The sequence below is a fragment of the Ignavibacteria bacterium genome (assembly GCA_016707005.1).
Taxonomy (GTDB): Bacteria; Bacteroidota; Ignavibacteria; order Kapaibacteriales; family Kapaibacteriaceae; genus UBA10438.
Window position 1 is genome coordinate 26,400 of the sequence record JADJIQ010000001.1, and the last position, 19,788, is coordinate 46,187.

General features: G+C 54.2%; 17 protein-coding genes. 8 read left to right on the forward strand and 9 right to left on the reverse strand.

The genetic code is table 11. The annotated features are described in order from the left end of the window. The first annotated feature begins 42 nt into the window (after positions 1–42). Entirely contained in the window at positions 43–636 is a 594-nt protein-coding gene (locus IPI29_00170) for a hypothetical protein (protein MBK7410963.1), read from the forward strand. Between the two features lie 2 nt (positions 637–638). Here IPI29_00170 and IPI29_00175 read toward each other — a convergent pair whose 3' ends face one another. After that, positions 639–3,461 carry a TonB-dependent receptor gene (locus IPI29_00175; protein MBK7410964.1) on the reverse strand — a complete coding sequence of 941 codons (2,823 nt, stop codon included), beginning with the start codon at positions 3,459–3,461 and terminating at the stop codon, positions 639–641. A gap of 82 nt (positions 3,462–3,543) precedes the next feature. On the opposite strand from IPI29_00175, the gene IPI29_00180 reads away from it, so the two are divergent. From IPI29_00180 to folP, 6 genes are all read left to right on the forward strand, one after another. Further along, positions 3,544–3,996 carry a MarR family transcriptional regulator gene (locus tag IPI29_00180; protein ID MBK7410965.1) on the forward strand — a complete coding sequence of 151 codons (453 nt, stop codon included), beginning with the start codon at positions 3,544–3,546 and terminating at the stop codon, positions 3,994–3,996. Beyond that, positions 3,993–5,966, forward strand: coding sequence for an NAD(+) synthase (locus IPI29_00185; protein MBK7410966.1), 1,974 nt, complete (start codon positions 3,993–3,995; stop codon positions 5,964–5,966). Before IPI29_00180 ends, IPI29_00185 begins: the two co-directional genes overlap by 4 nt. A 72-nt stretch (positions 5,967–6,038) precedes the next feature. Next, positions 6,039–6,695, forward strand: coding sequence for a response regulator transcription factor (locus IPI29_00190; GenBank protein ID MBK7410967.1), 657 nt, complete (start codon positions 6,039–6,041; stop codon positions 6,693–6,695). 27 nt (positions 6,696–6,722) lie between these two features. Continuing rightward, on the forward strand, positions 6,723–7,622 hold the full coding sequence (locus tag IPI29_00195) for a DUF58 domain-containing protein (GenBank protein ID MBK7410968.1): 900 nt from the start codon (positions 6,723–6,725) through the stop codon (positions 7,620–7,622). A 21-nt stretch (positions 7,623–7,643) separates the two neighbouring features. Continuing rightward, positions 7,644–8,540, forward strand: coding sequence for a 4-hydroxy-tetrahydrodipicolinate synthase (locus IPI29_00200; protein ID MBK7410969.1), 897 nt, complete (start codon positions 7,644–7,646; stop codon positions 8,538–8,540). 8 nt (positions 8,541–8,548) lie between these two features. Beyond that, a complete protein-coding gene (gene folP, locus IPI29_00205; GenBank protein MBK7410970.1) occupies positions 8,549–9,340 on the forward strand; it encodes a dihydropteroate synthase in 792 nt (263 codons plus the stop codon). Between the two features lie 80 nt (positions 9,341–9,420). Here folP and IPI29_00210 read toward each other — a convergent pair whose 3' ends face one another. The 6 genes from IPI29_00210 to sppA all read right to left on the reverse strand — a co-directional run bounded on the left by IPI29_00210 (position 9,421) and on the right by sppA (position 15,548). Continuing rightward, the gene (locus IPI29_00210; GenBank protein MBK7410971.1) at positions 9,421–10,911 is read right to left on the reverse strand and encodes a sigma-54-dependent Fis family transcriptional regulator; all 1,491 of its coding nucleotides are present in this window, start codon (positions 10,909–10,911) and stop codon (positions 9,421–9,423) included. A 5-nt stretch (positions 10,912–10,916) separates the two neighbouring features. Then, the gene (locus tag IPI29_00215; protein ID MBK7410972.1) at positions 10,917–11,360 is read right to left on the reverse strand and encodes a hypothetical protein; all 444 of its coding nucleotides are present in this window, start codon (positions 11,358–11,360) and stop codon (positions 10,917–10,919) included. Continuing rightward, positions 11,360–12,808 (reverse strand): glutamate--tRNA ligase, encoded by a 1,449-nt coding sequence (locus IPI29_00220; GenBank protein ID MBK7410973.1) that lies wholly within the window; start codon positions 12,806–12,808, stop codon positions 11,360–11,362. The genes IPI29_00215 and IPI29_00220 overlap by 1 nt, the downstream gene beginning before the upstream one ends. Continuing rightward, entirely contained in the window at positions 12,805–13,227 is a 423-nt protein-coding gene (locus tag IPI29_00225) for a 6-pyruvoyl tetrahydropterin synthase family protein (protein ID MBK7410974.1), read from the reverse strand. The genes IPI29_00220 and IPI29_00225 overlap by 4 nt, the downstream gene beginning before the upstream one ends. Positions 13,228–13,231: 4 nt before the next feature. Then, complete coding sequence (gene queF / locus IPI29_00230; GenBank protein MBK7410975.1) at positions 13,232–13,570, reverse strand: NADPH-dependent 7-cyano-7-deazaguanine reductase QueF; 339 nt, start codon at positions 13,568–13,570, stop codon at positions 13,232–13,234. A 142-nt stretch (positions 13,571–13,712) separates the two neighbouring features. Beyond that, a complete protein-coding gene (sppA, locus tag IPI29_00235) occupies positions 13,713–15,548 on the reverse strand; it encodes a signal peptide peptidase SppA (GenBank protein ID MBK7410976.1) in 1,836 nt (611 codons plus the stop codon). A 184-nt stretch (positions 15,549–15,732) separates the two neighbouring features. Between sppA and IPI29_00240 the strand changes: the two genes are divergently transcribed. After that, positions 15,733–16,974, forward strand: coding sequence for an S-adenosylmethionine:tRNA ribosyltransferase-isomerase (locus IPI29_00240; protein MBK7410977.1), 1,242 nt, complete (start codon positions 15,733–15,735; stop codon positions 16,972–16,974). Here IPI29_00240 and IPI29_00245 read toward each other — a convergent pair. Further along, entirely contained in the window at positions 16,935–17,897 is a 963-nt protein-coding gene (locus IPI29_00245; protein ID MBK7410978.1) for a hypothetical protein, read from the reverse strand. The genes IPI29_00240 and IPI29_00245 overlap by 40 nt on opposite strands. Beyond that, entirely contained in the window at positions 17,870–19,786 is a 1,917-nt protein-coding gene (locus IPI29_00250) for a DNA primase (GenBank protein MBK7410979.1), read from the reverse strand. The genes IPI29_00245 and IPI29_00250 overlap by 28 nt, the downstream gene beginning before the upstream one ends. Positions 19,787–19,788 lie beyond the last annotated feature (2 nt).

Below are 19,788 nucleotides of genomic sequence, written 5' to 3' on the forward strand. Positions count from 1 at the left end.
CTTTTTGCAAAGAACGATCATTGTCGTCGTAAAGGAGCATCCATGAAAACAGCCCCTTCGCCCCTTCGCCCCTTCGCCTTTCTTCTGCTTCTGCTCCTGCTTTTGAGCCCACCTCTTTCAGCACAGATATCTATCAGCGACGGGACGAGTACTGACAAGCCAAATCTCGATGCAGCGTTTGAGGTGTCATCAAGTACGCAGGGTATACTGCTGCCACGATTGAAGCTTATTTCAACGGATAGCCCAAAGCCCCTTCGCAGTTTCTCTGCAGGGATGATCGTGTATAATCTTTCGACCACAGATGGCGAAACAGGCGTAACTCCGGGATTGTACTTCTGCGATGGAGAACGGTGGGTGCCGGCTGGTGGCGGCAAGGTAGTGGTGCAGGACGTTCAAGAGAAGAAGGCACAACTACGCGGCATCTATCGTCCACCAATGGAATGTCGAACGTTCGACATCCATGTTGATGAAGCGATTCCTGAAAACGCTGTTGTTATGCTCACACTAGAGCATGCAGGGGAAACGCCTACCTGCCTGGCCATCCGAGAGATCGATCGTGAGCGGGGTATTGTTTCAGTGAACAGCAGTCAGCTCCTGCCCACATTTGCGCGCATTCATTGGATGGTGGTTGAATAGCGCTATTGTTTCGCAAACGCCTTTAGATCGTAGCTGAAGGTCAGCATGGCGTATTGCGTGAGTGCGTTCGTGCGTGTGTCCTCGATGGAGATGTCGTTCACACTGCGGTTGATAGCGTCGTTCTGACGCAGGATGTCAAAGATGGTGAGACGGATCTCAGCGGCACGATTCTCTAAGAAGCGATATCCGATGCCGGCATTCCATACCGTGTAGATGCGATCAAAGGATGTGCCGAGTCCTTCGTACAGCGTGTTGTTTACATCCGTGCTGCAGGCGATAGCTCCGATATTCCAGATCACGCGCAATGAAGCAACGTGGTTGAAGTAGTTATCGTCGGCCGTGCGTTGCAAAGTGTTGGCTACCCACGTATACATGCCATTGTACGAAACAGAAACATCCAGGTCTTCGGAGTTCGCAGAGCCAAGGAAGAACCCGAGTGAGCCGGTTGTAGAGTTGGCGTAGTTGGTCTCTGTGTTGATACGTCCGGGGGTGCGCGTATAGTTCACGCCGGAGGTGAGATTGAGATTCGCACCGAAGACAGGGAATCCGTAGGTGAAGAAGCCCCGTGCACTCCACATACCCTCGAGGTTGACGTTGGTTGTGATCTGTGTGCCCGGACCAACAACGACGTTATTGCCGATCACGGAATCGTTTTGTGTGATCACGTTGGCTGTACCGATGTAATTGGCAGTGTAGTTCAGATTCAATACGCCGAACATCGTCTTACCGGCCATCCAGTTCGAATTCATCACTCGTGCGTTGAAGCTGTGAGAATACTCCTGCGCGAGATTGGGATTGCCGATCCGCAACTGCACAGGATTGGAGTTGTCTACCACATTCTGAAGTTGCGTGATGGAGGGGGCTGATGTACTTGTGCGGTAGAACATCCGAAGATTGCTCTGCTGCGAGAACTTGTGCTGGATCATCAACGTTGGCAAGACGTTGGTAAAGGTGCGCGAGACGTCGCCTTGTTGAGGGAACTGCTGTATACCCTCGAGCACGGCGTATTGATAGTTACCACCGGCTGTGATGATGGTGTTCTCCATGCGCAGTCGATACAATGCGCCGGCCCTGTGCGTTTGATAAGTGTTCTCGTATGTATTGCTCAGGATCGTATCGAGCTGTGTGAACTCTCCTGAAGAAGGGTCGAGACTGTTCGTGGTTTTGGTTGACGTGTTGCGAGTGTAGTTGGGCTCGTAGGAGATCTGCAACATGTCTGTCTCGCCAATGGGCTCGGTCCAAGCCAGTTGACCACCCAAGGTGAGTCCGGTTGACCCGCCATCTGAACGTTGATCAAGGGTATAGACGGTATCGAGGTCCGTATAGAATGCATTCTGCGATGTTAATGCAGAAGAGTTTGTGCGGTTCGATCCGTCGATGTTGAACGTGGCAGCAAGAGAGCGACCGCGGACCGGGAAGAGGTGACGGTAGGTGGTGCTCACCGAGGCTGTGTACCCGGCGTTCGTACCGCTATTGTCTGTGTTCGTAGCATTGAGCGTGTCGGCATCGGTACTGGTGAGCCCCTTAACAATGCTGTTCGTATTGGAGTTTTGGTAGACCACTCGCGGGGAGATGATCAGAGCGTTTGCGGAGTCGAGCGTTGACTCGATCCGAGCATTGAAGCGATGATTACGCGACAACGTGTTGGCCGTATTGAGTTCGCTATATGCCTGATCGGCGATAGACGGCGTGATGTACGTTCGGTCGAGTGTGGTCTCGCGATCGTTGTCGGCGTAATTGAAGAAGTAACTCGAGGAAACATTGGTTGTGCCGAACAGATCGCTGTAATTCAAGCCAAGGGAGTTTGTTGTGCTGATGCCACCTTGTTGTCCGGTAAAGAAGTTGGAGAAGCTTGATCCACCTCCACCACCGCCTCCACCCGTCATACGCATCATGGAACCGCCGGCTCCCGATCCGGCGAACCGACCCATCATGCGCCCCATCGGCGAGCCGCCCATACCGCTTGCACCAAGAATGTCTTGGAAGGCAAAGTTCTGTTGGTTGATATTGTTGGAGAGGCCAAGGATGGTTAGGCGCTGGGATTCTCGGAAGTCGTTTACCGTGAGACCTGCTGAGTATCGTTGGTCGGTACCATAGCCGCCGTACGTGCGACCGAATGCTCCGTTGCGCTTGTCCTTCTTTGTGACCACGTTCATGGTCTTCTGCGTGTTGCCGTCGTCGAACCCCGAGAACATCGAAAGATCACTACCACGATCATAGACCTGCACGCGATCTACCATGTCTGCAGGGAGATTCTTCAGCGTAGCCGAGGCATCATCACCAAAAAACTCACGTCCGTCTACCGTTACCTTGCGGAGTTCTTCGCCCTGTGCCTTGATCGTGCCGTTCTCCACGGTGATGCCGGGCATCTTCTTAACGAGATCTTCAGCCGAAGCATTGGCATTGGTCTTAAAAGCCGATGCATTGTAGTCGATGGTATCGCCGCGAACTTCAGCTCGAATTGCCATGCCTTCTACCTGTACTTCGCGATTGTTCACCGTATCGCGCTTCAGACGATAGGTGCCTAGGGTTGACGTGTTGGAGCGGATAAAGGTCGTTGACTCTTGTTTTCGATATCCAACGTAGGTGATGGAGATCTTGTACGCCCCAAGCGGAACGTCCTTCACCTTAAAGGCTCCTTCGCGATCGGCAAAAGCCCCCTTCACGATGGATGTGTCCTTTACGGAGATAAGTCGGACCGTGGCACCAACAAGGGGCGAATCATCATCGGTATCTACCACTTTGCCGCGAACATCTGTAAGTTCTTGTGCGGAAAGGAGGTTAGCTGAGATGAGGAGGGCGATTGCGAGGAGGAGGGATCTCATAGAACGACGTAGAACGATTGAACCTCGGAAAAGGTTTAGTCAACCGCATTCACCATGCCGAAAACCCATAGGTTTGTAGACTATGGCGAAACACTCAGACAACGACGTACCCAAGTTCTTCCGAGGTCCGGGCGTAATGCTCCTCTTGGCCTCGTCACGCTGGCGTCTGGCAGCAGACGCGGTGTTCGAGGATTGTAAGGTCTCTGCGATCCAGACAATGATCCTTGTCTCTACGCAGGCCTTGCATAACGAAGACGGTCCGGCCAATCAGGTGGACATCGCGCGGTTTGCAGGATTGGACGTGATGACCATGTCCAAGAATGTCCGCATCCTAGAAAGCAATGGCCTGGTCAAACGCACCACCAATCCTCGTGATTCACGAGCACGTACGGTTGAGCTTACAAAGGAAGGCGCAGCCAGATTGAAGAAGTTGGAGAAGGGGCTGGACAGAGCCGACGAGAAAGCATTCGACGAACTCGGCGGTATTCAAAAGATGCGAAGAACGTTGGCAGCGTATCTGGAGTCAGCTCGATGAATCCTTCCCTGATCACATCACTCGGCTACCTCCGCGTTGCAGCCTTTGCACCACGGGTCTCCGTAGCCGGTGTGGATGAGAACGTTGCAGAGATCCTTGCTGTTGCAGAACGTGCAACGGCAGACGGCGTAGAGGTTGCGGTCTTCCCCGAGCTCTGCATCACGGGCTATACGTGCGGTGACCTATTCCGTCAACCAACGTTGTTGGACGGAGCCCGTGCCGGACTCGACAAGATCCGACGCTGGAGTGCTGGTGTCCCGATGGTTCTCGTTGTAGGCCTGCCGATCGTGAATTCGGGCAGACTCTATAACGTAGCGGCCGTTGTTCAAGACGGACATGTCCTTGCCTGTATCCCAAAGACATTTCTTCCGAATACACAAGAGTTCTACGACCTGCGATGGTTCTCCAGCGGTCGTGATGCCGTTGACGAGACCATTCTCCTTGGTGATGCCGAAGTGCCGTTCGGCACAGACATTCTCATCACCGACGCTCAGAATCCATCCATCACGATCGGCATAGAACTCTGCGAAGATCTGTGGTCCATAGAGCCCCCTTCAGGAAAGATGGCCCGCGATGGAGCTACCCTTATTCTGAACCTCTCTGCCAGCAATGATCTCGTTGGCAAACCGCAGTATCGATCCGACCTCGTGCGAATGCAATCTGCACGAACGTATTCTGCCTATGTCTATGCATCGGCCGGACCTACGGAGAGCACCACCGATATGGTCTTTGGCGGACACTGCCTCATCGCCGAATGCGGAGATGTAGTTGTTGAGGGAGAACGCCTTGTTTTGGAAGGGGCTTCTGTTGTTGCCGATGTCGATCTAGACCGTTGCGTACGAGAACGCCTCAACGGTACTTCGTGGTCGCAAGAATTGAGTGAAAGTATCTATCGTGTAGTGGAGACAGCGGTTCGCAGAACGATCAAGACGGACGTGCGAAGACGCATTGACCCAACACCATTTGTCCCGGCTGACCGCGGAGACCGTGCCGAGCGGTGCGGAGAGATCCTCGCCTTGCAAGCTACGGCCCTTGCTATTCGGCTTCAGCGGTCCCATGCAAAGGCAATGGTTCTTGGGATCTCGGGTGGACTTGATTCAACCTTGGCGTTGATCGTCTGCTCACTCGCCTGTAAAAAACTTGGCTGGGACAACGAGAACATCGTGGCCATCTCAATGCCCGGGTTGGGCACTACGGAACGAACTCGATCGAATGCACAGGAGCTTGGCCTTACGTTCGGGGCATCGTTCTTCAACATCCCGATCACGGATGCCGTCAATGCACACTTCTCTGATATCTCCCACGATCCCGAGAATACCAACGTTGTCTTTGAGAATGCCCAAGCGAGAGAACGCACGCAGATCCTCATGGACATGGCCAATACGGTAGGTGGCATTGTTGTTGGTACGGGGGATCTCTCGGAGATCGCCCTGGGGTGGAGCACGTACAATGCCGACCATATGTCGATGTACAATCCCAACGCCGGTATTCCCAAGACACTTGTTCAGCACCTGATCTCGTGGTATGCCGATGTCTCTGCGGAGGACGTGGCAAATGTGCTTCGAGATGTACTGGATACGCCGATCTCCCCGGAGCTCCTCCCAACCGGAACCAATGGAGAGATCACCCAGCGAACGGAAGATGTTATAGGTCCGTATGAGGTGCACGACTTCTTCCTGCATCGGTTCATTCGCCTCCACGAACCGGTGAGAAATATCGCCATCCTTGCCTGTATGGCCTACGGTGAGAAATACCGGGCAGGCCAGATCCTGGGGTGGCTTGAGGTGTTCCTCAAGCGATTTATGGCCAATCAATTCAAGCGGTCATGTATGCCGGATGGCGTCAAAGTAGGCTCTGTAGCCCTTTCTCCAAGGGCGGATTGGCGCATGCCCAGCGACGCCAGTGCAGCACTCTGGATGGCTGAACTCCGTATCATTACGGAAGAGCTGAACGTAGATATGCTGAAGTAGTATATCTGTTCGTACTTTTGCGGACGGTCCTTAGGGACCACGAGGTGGCACCACACGAAAGCATGAACGCCAATGCCGATCAAAGTCATCATTGCAGACGATCACGAGATCTCGCGGATCGGAATCCGCAGGCTGTTATCAATCGCTCCTGATATCGATATCATTGGTGAAGCCGTAGACGGTGCACATGCCTTAGAAATCTCACGGTTAAAGAAGCCGGATGTGGTTCTTTTGGATGTTCTCATGCCGAACGTCTCCGGGATCGAAGCGGCCCAGCGCATCAAGGCGGAGATGAAAGAGATCAGCGTGATCATGCTCAGCGCTGCGGAGGACGAAAAGTCCATCGAACGTGCGATGTATGCCGGCGCTGATGGCTACCTCTCCAAAGAGGTCACCTCAGAAGAACTCGTTGCAGCCATTCGTACTGTGATCCTCGGCGAACGTGTCTTCAGCAGATCCATCCTCAACCTTCTCGAAGGCAAGGTACAGGATCAGAAGACAAATGAGCCCCCTGTGACTCTCACCAAGCGTGAAGAAGAGATCGTTACGCTTGTGGCAAAGGGGCTTACGAGTCAAGACATCGCAAAGAAGCTCTTCATCAGTCCGCGGACAGTGGAAACACATCGCGCTCGTATCATGGACAAGCTCGGCGTGAACAACGCTGCCGGCTTGGTACGTTTTGCCTTGCTGCATGCCACGTATTTCAACGTGGGCAACAACGGCGAATGATGTACGTCGGTCGAATCCACCGACGCTATGAGCAAACCCCAAACCTATCTCACGCCTGAGACCGTTGCCAAACTCGGCAGCATGGAGATCCGCGCCCGCCTCGTGGTGGAAGGGTTCATCACGGGTCTACACCGCTCACCGTTCCATGGTTTTAGTGCGGAGTTCGCAGAGCACCGTCAGTACCGACATGGTGATGAACTCAAACGTATCGACTGGAAGATCTACGGTCGCAGCGATCGTTTCTACGTAAAACAATACGAGGACGAGACCAACCTCCGCGCCATGATCTGCGTGGACATGAGTGCCTCGATGAACTACGCGTCTCCGGGCAACATCACCAAATTCGAATACGCTACGTATCTCGCAGCAGCACTCTCGTACCTTGTTTTGCAGCAACGCGATGCTGCTGGTCTTGCCCTGTACAACACAGACGTGCAGACATTCTTGCCGTCACGCTCGAAGATGTCGTATGTGCAAGAGCTCATCAGGGCATTGGATACTGCCACACCTGCATCTACTACGGGGACAGCAGTTGCGTTGCACCATATAGCAGAGCGACTCTCTCGTAGGGGGCTTGTTGTGATCATCAGCGATCTCTTCGATGATCCGCAGACAGTCCTCCAGGCGTTCCGACATTTCCGTCACGACCAACATGATGTGCTCGTGATGCACGTGATGGACCCACGTGAAGTAGACTTCAACCTCGGTGCTCCGGCCGTGTTCCGAGACATGGAGTCCGGCACAGAGATCACCACACAACCCAATCAGATCAGACACAGCTACCACGCTGCCGTTGAAGAATTCTGTCAGACACTCAAACGTGGGTGTCACATGCAGAACATCGACTACATGCGCGTGACCACAGACATGCCGTTCGATGTGGCCCTGCGTGAGTATCTGGTGAAGAGACATTCCATCAAGGGCTAATTCCTGCAGGACGCTACACACATGATCACTACCGGACTCCATACTGCTGTTGTAACTCCGTTCACCGCCGATGGTGACCTGGATATACCAGCATTCAAACGTCTGCTCGATGTGCAACTCAACGGCGGCGTAGACGGCATTGTGGTCTGCGGCTCAACAGGCGAAGGCGCCACGCTCAACACGCAGGAGAAGATCCAACTCTGGAACACGGCAGTTGAGCATGTTTCGGGGCGCGTACCGATCATCGCCGGTACCGGCTCCAATGACACACGCGCAACTGTCGAGCTCTCTCGAGCGGCAAAGGCCTGCGGCGTGCAAGGTCTGTTGCTCGTTACACCGTACTACAACAAGCCATCACACAACGGTTTGCTCGCACACTTCCGTGCGATCAGTGATGCCGTTGATCTTCCACAGATCATCTACAATATTCCCGGACGATCGGCCCAGAACGTTGGACCAGAAACACAACTTGCCATCGCAGAGACATGTGGAAACGTTGTGGCAACAAAGGAAGCATCAGCGAATCTCGAACAGATGTGCGAGATCATTCGTCACGCACCGTCGCATTTCAGTCTTCTTGCCGGTGATGATTCACTGGCGTTGCCCGCTATTGCCTGTGGCGCAACCGGTACCATCGCCGTGATCTCGAACTATCTGCCGCGTGTGTTCGGGACGCTCGTCCATGCAGCCCTTGCCGACAACATGCTGCGTGCGCGCGAGATCCAGATGTATCTCATGCCATTCTACAAGGCCAACTTCATCGAGACCAATCCATTGCCTGTGAAGTATATCCTTCACAAGCTTGGTCACATCGCACTGGAATACCGCCTGCCCCTTATCACTCCTCTCGCTTCCACCATGGACCGTTTGGATGCTGTGGTAACAACCATTGACGACACCTGGACACCCGTCGACTAGGAGTACCTATGCAACAGCCCCAGATCATGGGCATTGTGAACATCACCCCGGATTCGTTTTCCGACGGAGGGTTGTTCAATGACCCGCACGTGGCCATCAATAGAGCACTGTTGATGATCGAGCAGGGGGCTGATTGGGTTGATATTGGCGGAGAAAGCACACGTCCCGGAGCAACACACGTTCCGGTCGACATGGAAAGCAGGCGCGTGATCCCCGTTGTACGCGAGATCATTGCAGCCAACGCCAATGCCAAGATCTCCGTGGACACCTATAAGTCCATTGTGGCACGTCAAGCACTACAGGCTGGTGCACACATGATCAACGACGTAACCGCCGGAACATACGACCCGACGGTCTTCGACGTCGCCGTTGAGTACAATGCACCTATCATCCTCATGCACATGCTGGGAGATCCGCAGACAATGCAGAACGACCCGCAGTATGGTGATGTGGTGCAAGACGTGCGCCAATACCTCACGCAACGTGTGGAGGCAGCGCGCGCCGCCGGAGTAAAAACCATCTACGTCGATCCGGGTATCGGCTTCGGCAAGACCCTCGATCACAACCTTGCCCTTCTTCGCAATCTCGATGCCTTTGCCGATCTCTCAGATGGCATCGTCCTTGGAATCTCGCGTAAACGCTTTCTCGGCACCATCACCGGCATCGAAGACCCCGCCCAACGCGACGCAGCAACCGCACTCACTCATGCACTGCTATGGCATTCACCGGTTCACATGATCCGCGTGCATGATGTGCCGTTGCATGTGCAGCTAAGACAGCTCTCTCGAAGAGTCTTATGACGTTATGACTCATATGACGATTATGACGATTATGACGTCATGGCTGTCATACCGTCATACCGTCATAACTGTCATAACGGTTAGGCCCGATAACGATGCACATCGATCCCATACTTGCGGATCTTGTTGTGCAGGGTTTCGCGGCTGACGGCGAGGATGGCGGCCGCCTTGGAGACGTTGCCATTTGTGCGTTCGAGGGTCTTCTCGATCTTCATCTTGTCTACCATCGCAAGATCGTCCTTGAGGGAGCGGTCCTCACCAAGGTCTATCTGTGAGCCGTTGGTTGCGACTGGTTCATGAGAAGGGGCTTGTGGTGCGGGAGCAGACGCTGCAACGGGTTGCGGTGCGGCGGCGGCAACAGCGCCTACAGCGGTGGCAACGCGATGAATGGGCTGTGACGAAGAACGCTTGAGGATGCGGTGGAGATCGGTGATCTCGAGCTGATCGTTGGACATGGTCTGCAGTGCTACACGCAGAACACTGGCGAGCTCGCGGACGTTGCCCGGCCATTGATACTGTTGGAGATACTCAACGGCGGCAGATGACACGGTCTTCTGATCGCCCATCTCCTTGTTGTGCTTTGCGATGTAATGCTCAACGATGAGCGGTACGTCTTCAATACGCTCGCGGAGTGACGGGATGTAGATCTCGCACTCACGCAAACGGTGATAGAGTTGCTCACGGAACCTGCCATCACCCATGGAGGCAATGAGGTCGCGGTCCGTTGCACTTACAAATCGGATGTCCACTTCTTCTGTCTCAACCGATCCCACTCTGCGTACTGCCTTCTGTTCCATCGGCAACAGGAGGTTGGCCTGGAGCTCAAGCGGCATGTCGCCGATCTCGTCCATGAACAACGTTCCCTTGTGTGCCTGGTGGAAGAGTCCGCGCTTGGTATCCATGGCGCCAGAAAACGCCCCCTTCATATGACCGAAGAGTTCGCTTTGGAAGAGCTCGCGGGGGATGTTCGGAATGTCTACTGTGATGAACGGGTGTTTGGAACGACGGCTCACGCCATGCAGGGCGTGGGCAACGAGTTTCTTTCCTGTACCTGTTTCACCGGTGATGAGGACGTTGAGGTCTGTGCGACCGTATCGTAGGATCTTGTCGGCCACTTCCATCATGATGGCACTGCGACCGATGATGCCCTGACCTTCAACAACGCGACGCAGCTCTTCATTGGAGGAGTCTGCCTTGACGCGTTCCATTGCGCTTGTGAGAACGGCAACGAGTCTGTCATTGGTAAGGGACGACTTATCGATGAAGTTCAGTGCGCCAAGCTTGGTTGCCTTTACGGCGGTTTCAATGGTCCCCTTACCGGAGATCATGATGATCGGGATTGACGGGTATTCGCGGATGGATCTGCCAAGCACGTCGATACCGGTCATCGAGGATTCGCTGCCGAACTCGATGTCCAGCAACATGAGACCAACCTCGCGACTGCTTGTTTCGAGGAAGCTGAGCGCTTGCTCGGGACTGTTGCGGATCTCCGCATTCCACCCTTCGCCACGTACAACGTCGGCTAGAGTAGCACAGAAATCACGGTTGTCATCAACGATGAGGATCTTCATGGTGTTCAATCGCGGGGAATCAGCTTCATCAGCTGGTCATAGAGTTCGCGCATGTCACGGCTCTGGAATGTCTCCAGATCCGGGTTCCATACGGCCCGTAAATATACGTCAGAGCGGACGTTGCGGTATTCGATGTATCTGGCCCTTGTTCCGCGCACGTTCAAAGCCTGCGTCTTAAGAAAACAACTCATCACGTCCTTGGCCAGATCGCAGTACTTGGACTGTTCCACGGCCAAGGAGTAGCCCCCGTCGGCCCGTTCTGCGATGGACCCACGGTAGGTAAACAATTCACCCTTCGTATTCATGGTGAATTGTTCTACTGTTCCAAGCGAATCATGTTCCGTTCCCCAGCGAATGACGAGGTCCACTTGACGGTCTGTGACGCATGGAGCCACCTTGTCCGGACGTGGCGTTGTACAAGACGTAGCGGCCAATGCCGCAAGGATCATCAGGAAAGGAAGGAGTCGAGCCGCACCGAACATCGTTGAGCCCCAAGCAAGTGTACCGTACCAAAAAGATCTGCCCCAACCTCTCGATGTGTAAGGATCAGTCGAAGGGGCTTCATGAACGCACCCATCTTCAATCCTGCAGATTCAGCAGCGGACTGGGAAAGCCCCTTGAATGCATCGAGATCTGCGATCGTGGCATCGTTGAGCCCATCACGAAACGTTTTGACTGCCGTACGTAGTGTATCGTTCCCTGAGATCGATGCAGCAAGTTCATCGGATAGGGGGCTGAGCACATCTCCAAAGAGGTAATCGGCAAAGTCCGTTACGTCCTTGAGGAAGTGCACACGCTCTCGCACGAGTGCGATCACAGCAGCCACGTAGGCCGGCTCGATGTACTGATATCCGCGGGCTGTGAGCGCTGGTAGGAGTTCACTGGCGAGTTCATGGGGGTCTCTCGACTTTAGATACTCGCCATTCATCCAGTCGAGCTTCTTGTAGTCGAACACGGCTCCGGCCTTATTCACACGCTCTAGGGAGAACGCTTCGATAAGCTCGTCATGCGAAAAGATCTCGCGGTCTGTTCCCGGATTCCATCCGCAGAGGGCTACAAAGTTCACGAGTGCGTCGGGGAAGAATCCCTTCTCACGGAAGTCGCGCACCATCACGTCGCCATGACGTTTGCTCATCTTCGAACGGTCGGGATTGAGCAACAGCGGGACGTGCGCAAACGTTGGAGCCTTCCACCCAAATGCTTCATAGAGCAGAACGTGTTTTGGTGTTGACGGAAGCCACTCTTCTGCGCGGATCACGTGGGTGATCTCCATCAGATGGTCATCCACAACATTCGCAAGGTGATACGTAGGGAAGCCGTCGCTCTTGAGCAGGATCTGATCATCGATCTCTCTGCCGGCAAATACAACATCGCCGCGGATCTCATCATGGAAGCGTACGTCTACATGCAATGGCACCTTGAGACGTATCACATGCTGGGCGTTCTCAGCGAGCAGTCGTTGTGTTTCGTGTTCACCAAGCGTGAACTGATTGCGCATCGTTGATCGGTCATACTTCGGAGCGATACCTGCGGCCTGCTGACGCACACGCATGGCATCAAGCTCCTCCGATGTATCAAAAGCGTAATAGGCAGATCCGTTCTCAACCAGCTGCATGCCATAGGTGCGGTAGAGATCGAATCGTTCACTTTGCGTGTATGGTCCGTGGTTACCACCAACGTGCGGACCCTCGTCAAAGGTCACACCGGCCCATGCCAGTGAAGAGATCTGTTCCTCTATAGCCCCTTCCACAAGCCTTGTACGGTCTGTGTCTTCGATACGAAGGATACAAACACCGCCGTGGTGTTTCGCAAAAAGGTAGTTATAGAGCGCTGTCCGCAAACTTCCGATATGAAGGAAGCCAGTTGGGGAGGGGGCAAATCGAACACGTACACTCATACAGCACTCTCCACTTCTGCAAAGGTCTTCTCCGTTTCGAACACGCGGACGCGAACGGCGTCCACGCGATGTCCGGCAGGGAGTTGTGAGATCACATGCTCAAGTAACATCCGTGCGATGTTCTCGGCAGTTGTTGGAAACTCAACAAGGACGGACTTCATCGAGTTCTCTTCGAGAAATGACCGAACAACGGTATCCGATGTGTCGCACAAGAATGCATGATCGAGCTCATCGATCTTCTTTTGGATCAAGAGCTTCATATCGAAGTAATCCATCACCATCCCGTGAGCATCAGGCTCACCAGAGAGGATCACATGTGCTTCGTAGGAATGACCGTGGATGTTCTTGCAGAGTCCGTTATGAAACGGCAACCGATGTCCCATTTCCCAACGGAACTGTTTTGAGATCGTTGTTCGCATTAGATCAGGCCTTGGTGTGTTCGGCTTCGATCACGCTGTGAATGCCACCGCGGGTCTTCCATTCAGCCGTTACCTTCATCCACAATGGGTCACAGACACCAACAAGATCATCAAGGATCTGATTCGTGACCGCTTCGTAGAAAATGCCCCTGTTGCGGTAGTCGAGGTAGTAATATTTCAGCGCCTTGAGTTCTACGCAGACCTCATTCGGCACATACTGCACGGTGATGGTCCCAAAATCCGGCAGCCCCGTCATAGGGCAAACCGATGTGAATTCAGGGTTTACATGCGTGATCGTGAATCGGCGTCCCGGCCGCGGATTCGGAAATGTTTCGAGTTCCATATCGTAAAAATAGCGAACAGCGAACAGAGAACAGCGAATGTTCGCTCTTCACCGTTCGCTGTTCTCTGTTAACCGTTCACTGTTCTGCGTTCGCTGTTCTGCGTTCGCTGTTCTGCGTTCGCTGTTCTGCGTTCGCTGTTCACTACTCCACCGGTATCGTCATCGGCAGCATCACCATCGAATGTTCGGTGAGACCGATCTCGGCGAGCTTGGCAGCGTGCTGGACCTGTTGGCGGAGACCGATTGGCAGCGACTTCATGAGTTGCTGTGTTGAGGTCTCTGAGCCGGTGATGGAATTCATCACATGTTTTGCTACGGCAGAGCGGGCTTCGGTGTTGTCCTCGTCCTCGTCTTTGAGGCCGAAGATCTTGAGGATGGCCGAGATGTTGTCTACGCGCTCGGGGTAGAACGAGATCTCTACGTTTTCTCCCTCGCTCGCCCCGATACGCTTCTTCACGAGATTGATGGCATCGATAAGGCCGCCGCTTACATCAACAAGGCCTACGTTCTTTGCGGCTTCGCCAGTCCAAACACGACCGCGGGCAAGCAGGCGTGTTGATTCAAAGTCCTTCTTGCGCGAATCGGCCACTTTTTGAACGAATCTGCGGTAGATGCCTTCTCCGAGTGAACGGAACTGCTTCTTGTCGGCATCCGTGTTTGGCATGAGCGGGTTGAGGAAGTTCGATGACTTCCCGAACGACACGGTGTCCATCGTAACACCGATCTTCGACATAGTGCCGGAGAAGTTCGGAATGGCCATGATCACACCGATCGATCCGGTGATCGTTGACGGGTGGGCAATGATGGTATCACAGGCCATGGCGATGTAGTACCCGCCAGAAGCCGCAACGTCGCTCATCGATGCATAGACCGGCTTGGTCTTGCGAATCTCGAGGATCTCTGCCCAGATCTCGTCAGATCCGTAGGCAGAGCCACCCGGACTGTCGATACGAAGGATGATGGCGTCCACATCATCATCATCACGCGCTGCACGGAGATCACGAATGAGTGTTTTGGAATAGATGCCGGACGCATCGAATGGGTCGGTGTTCTTTCCGGAGCTGATCGCGCCGGTGGCATAGACAATGGCGATGCCCTTGTCACTCGTGGTCGTGTTTGACTTGACCTTGGATCTCATGTACTGAGAGATCGTTACCGTGCGAAGAGAAGGATGGTCGGTTGAATCGTCGGGGTTGAGGCGCTGATGGATACGTTCCTTGAGTTCTGCTTCACGTGCGAATCCATCGATGAGGCCGTATTTCTTGAGCGAGTCAGGAACGTACATTCCAGCGTCAAGGAGGGAGCGGACGTCAGATTCATTGAGCTTCCTTCCTGATGCAACGGCCTTGATGAACATCTCCGAGCGTTGGGCGATGAGAGCGCGGATCTCTTCCTTGGCCGGTGCTGACCAATTGTCGCGACTCATGGTCTCGGCTGCAGACTTGTACTCTTCAAACTGTTCTACGTGCCAAGTAACACCGATCTTGTCAAAAAGGCCCTTCATGAAGGGGGCTGATGCACCAAATGCATTGAACTCCAACATGCCTTCCTGCGGCATGAAGATGGAGTCGGCAGTGGAGGCCAAATAGTAGTGCGACTTCGTGCCCGCATCAATGAAGGCATAGACGAACTTGCCGGATGTCTTGAAATCAACGATGGCCTGACGAACCTCGGCGAGCTTGGCCATCCCGATGCCCATTCCGCCAGCGCGGAAGTACAGTCCCTTGATCTTATCGTCGGTCTTTGCCTTCTTCAGCGCATCAAGCACATCGAGCAGCGACGGGCCGGAAGGACCATCATCGCCAAAGTTGAACACCATCTGCGGTTTGTATTCTGGCAAGCCCCCTGACAGATCAAGGATGAGGACAGATTTGTCGCGGACGTCTACTGTTTTTGGTTCGGTGTCAATGCTGGATACGATCATGTTCATGAACAGACCAAAGACCACGATGATGATCACGAGTAAACCGCCGATCACCGCAACAGATATCCACCAACGTGAACGACAGCGAGGACCGTAGCCAACTCCAGGCGGTGGGGGAATAGGGGATTGGGTCTGGTTATCTTGCATGACAAAACCTTTCTGTCTGGTGGCGTGGAATCGGCCTGTGTACGAAGGCAGGTTCCGAAGGTTACAGAATGCCAATTTACGCTGTTGAACGATGCCCTCAAGCTTTGTCCCTCCGTCTATCCTCCTTGCCGACCATACGTATGTACTCCCTCCTGAGAGGATAGCAGCTCATCCGTTGCCACGCCGCGACGAGAGCAAGTTGCTTGTGTACCGAGCAGACAGTCGCACGATCGACCACCAAACGTTCCGTGAACTACCCTCGCTGCTACCGGAGCGGTCCCTGCTGTGTGTGAACCGAACGCGAGTGATCGCTGCTCGCATTCACCTTACAAAGCCCACAGGGGGCATTGTAGAGCTTCTCCTGACAGATCCGCTGCGCCCGATGAAGGACCCGGCGGTGGTTCTTGCCTCGCATGAACGATCAGTGTGGAGGGGGCTTATCGGTGGACGGAACGTCCAGCCGGGGATGGTTCTAAAGGAGCCCCATAGTGACCTCTGTGCAACGGTGATCGATCGAAATGGTACGGAGGCATCTGTGGAGTTGTCCTGGGAACGGGATATCTCGCTCTCGCAGGTGATCTCCGAAGTTGGCCACCTACCGCTTCCGCCCTACCTCCACCGCGAGGCTGATGAGGATGATGCCAAACGATACCAAACGGTCTATGCTGTTGAAGAAGGATCTGTGGCAGCTCCAACGGCCGGACTGCACTTTACGGACGAAGTGTTGTCGGCATTGAAGGATCGCGGTATCGACCGCGCAGACTGCACACTCCACGTAGGACTTGGCACGTTCCGTCCGGTGGAGGCAGAGGATGTGAAGGATCACACCATGCATGCTGAGCGGTTTGGGATCACACGCGATTCGCTCCTGCAAATGTATCGTCATGCCACGTCGGATCAACCATGGACAACGGTGGTAGGAACAACATCGTTGCGGACAATGGAATCAGTCTATGCCTTTGGTGCTAAGATCTTGCGCGACGGACCGAGTGCTCATCCATCTGCAGACGTAGATCAATGGGATGCGTTTGATGTTTCACTGGATAGCTATCCCCGCGCTGACGTGCTTAATGCCGTCCTGCAATGGATGGACGCCAAGAGTGTTGATGAGGTATGGGGCGAAACACAACTTATGATCGCACCGGGCTGTCGCATTGCAATGGCCGACGCTCTCATCACCAACTTTCACCAACCTGGCAACACGTTGTTGATGCTAGTCGCCGGCTTCTGCGGCGGTGATCAGTGGCGTGAGATCTACGATGCTGCGCTCAACAACGGATATCGATTCTTGAGCTACGGCGATTCATCGCTGCTGATCCGCACACCCGGCTGACCTCCCTTGCGGGCGGTAACACGTACGAACGGGGGATCGGTGGAGATCACGCGGACGTTGTTCGGCGCAAGAACGCGCGGCCGAACGAATCCGCTCTGCGGTCGTTCCGTGATCTCTGCATGCAGATCCTTTGCCGTGATCTGAGCTACATCGTCCACGCCGCCACGCACCACAACGCGGATGCGCGATGGATGAACATCCATGTACTCCGATCCTTGGGAGGTGGCCAACGTTACGGGTACATCCATCACCATAAGGTCTGCAGATTGTTGCACGTTGAGCTGCACACGAACGACCGACGGAACAACGTTCACGAGAGACATCAACGTGTCACTCACCGGAACATCCAACCCGGCGGATTCATGGACATCTTCAAGAGAGAGGCGTTGCGTTGACCATTCCTGAATGCGCTCAACGATGCTCTTCGTTCCGCGAACCTCCACCTCCTGCATCATCGATTGCGGTTCCGATGCTAGGAGGAAACCTTGTCTGCAAGAGATGTTGTGCTGCACGCGTAGTGGCACTCGTTTCACAGCAAGATCACCGGTAGCCAGATTGATCTCGCTTGGAACTACAGAGATGGTTCGAAGGGGTATAGCAGAGACCAGGCCGCGTAGGAGATCCGGACTCTCGGCCTTGTACGTGGATGGTCCGGTTGCGCGAAGACGTTGGAGGTCAAGCGTGCATGCTGCGGCCTTTGTGAAATACTTCAGGTTCAGAAGTTGAAGACCGGATGCACGTACGCGCACGGAGAGGGTTGCCGGAACGGTAGAAAGTAATGCTTGGTTTGGAGGCGACACCACAACGAACGGCACAATGATGTCGTCCTCGTACGATCTCGTCAGTGACACATATCCCCACAGGCCAACGGCCGCAAGGATCGCCCCACCTAGAGTCAGGAAACTGAAACGTCGTGCTGCCATGAGAGGTCTTTGGGGTCAGTGTCAAAACAACGACGCAGATCCTCGCGCCGTTTGATCATCGCTGTGATCTGGTACATGAATCGTTTACGTTCGTCCACATCGATGGTGGTCTCAATGGTCTGTGTCATAATGTCGATGCGCTGATGCAGGCGATGTATCTCGATATTGAGAAGAGCATCCCGCACAGGTCTGGCGATGTCGTACGTTGGTACATCCACGTTGAACCTGCCCCATGCATCACTCGGAGAAGAGACGGCAAAAAGGATGTCGGCCAGTTCACGTCGTTCATCTGTTGTGAGTTCTTCATCGTTCAGCACTTGTTGAACCCATTCGCCGTGCTCAACTTCGGCAACCAGGATGCGACGGAAGATGCGCTGACCAGACTCACTCCAGAAGGTCTTCTCCGTTACATGGAATCCGTTGAGGAGAAAGCTGAGTCCATCATCTAAGGTCATGGCCACACGGATCAATTCACGTTCAGGTGGAAGCAGAACGGCTACTGGACGGGGCGCGATCTTCGCGTCTGGTCCACCCGATTGCGTGATCGCTTGCTGCTTCGTGTCTTGACGCTGATCATAACGCTGGGCTGGTCTGCGATTGGTGATCTGTGAAAGTTCAGAAGCCAGCAATCGCTCATCAAGACGGAATCTCTCGGCAAGATCTCGCACAAGAAACTGATGGCGAAGTGTTTCCGGAACAGATGCGATCCACTCCAACATCGTACGAACGGCCTTGGCTTGCTGCACGGGATCATCGAGCAATCCCATGCGTTGGAATCTGTCGGTCTGATACACAAGCCAGGAAGGGGCTCCATCGATCAACGCCCGCAAGGCGTCGGCTCCACGCTCACGCACCAAGGAGTCGGGATCAGTCCCCGGCGGCAACAGCACACACTTCACATCAAAACCGCCGGCAAGTCCGAGCTCGATACCGCGAGTAATGGCCTTCTGTCCGGCCTCATCACTATCGAAGACAAGAACGACCGTGTCTGCATATCGCTTGATCAGTCGAAGCTGATCCTGCGTAAGCGCCGTTCCCGAGCTTGCAACCGTTGCCGTGAATCCGGCTTGGTGAAGGGAGATCACATCAGCCTGACCCTCAACGAGAACGGCGGTACGATGTTCGGTGATGGATCGTTTCGCGCGATCGAGTCCGTAGAGAACTCTACTCTTGTCAAAGACGATGCTCTGAGGTGAGTTGACATACTTTGGCTGACCTGGTTCATCGGTAAGTGTGCGGGCACTGAAGCCCACCACACGTCCAGCATCGTCACAGATGGCGAACATCGCTCTGCCACGGAACCGGTCATACGTCTTGCCGTCTTCTCGCGTGATCACCAATCCGGCATCAACAAGATGTTCGATCGCAAAGCCGCGTTCGAGCAAGTGCTTCATGCCGGCATCCCACGATGCAGGAGCAGCTCCGAGTTTGAATGCCTCCGATATCTCTTCTCCGAATCCGCGCTTTGTATAGAAGGCGCGTGCAGGAGCCCCGTCTGAGGAGTTCAAGATGGAACGGTAGAAGTCAGTGGCTTCGCGCAGAGCTCGGAGGGCAGCATCCTTACGTGCAAGTTCGCCCGTTGGATCGTCTCGTTGTTCTTCCGGGATCTCAATGCCGCTTCTACGTGCCAGATGTTTCACTGCGTCAACAAAGCCCATGTGCATGTGCTCTTCGACGAACGTGATCACATTGCCGGCCTTACCGCAACCGAAGCACTTGTAGATACCGCGCTCGGGGTTGACGTTGAACGACGGAGTTTTTTCGTTGTGAAAGGGGCATAGTCCGAGGTAGTTCTTGTTCGTGCGCTTGAGCTTTACATGCTCTCCGATCACGTCCACAATGTCTGCTTGTGACCGAACTTGATCGATGATATGTTCAGGGATGCGCATTG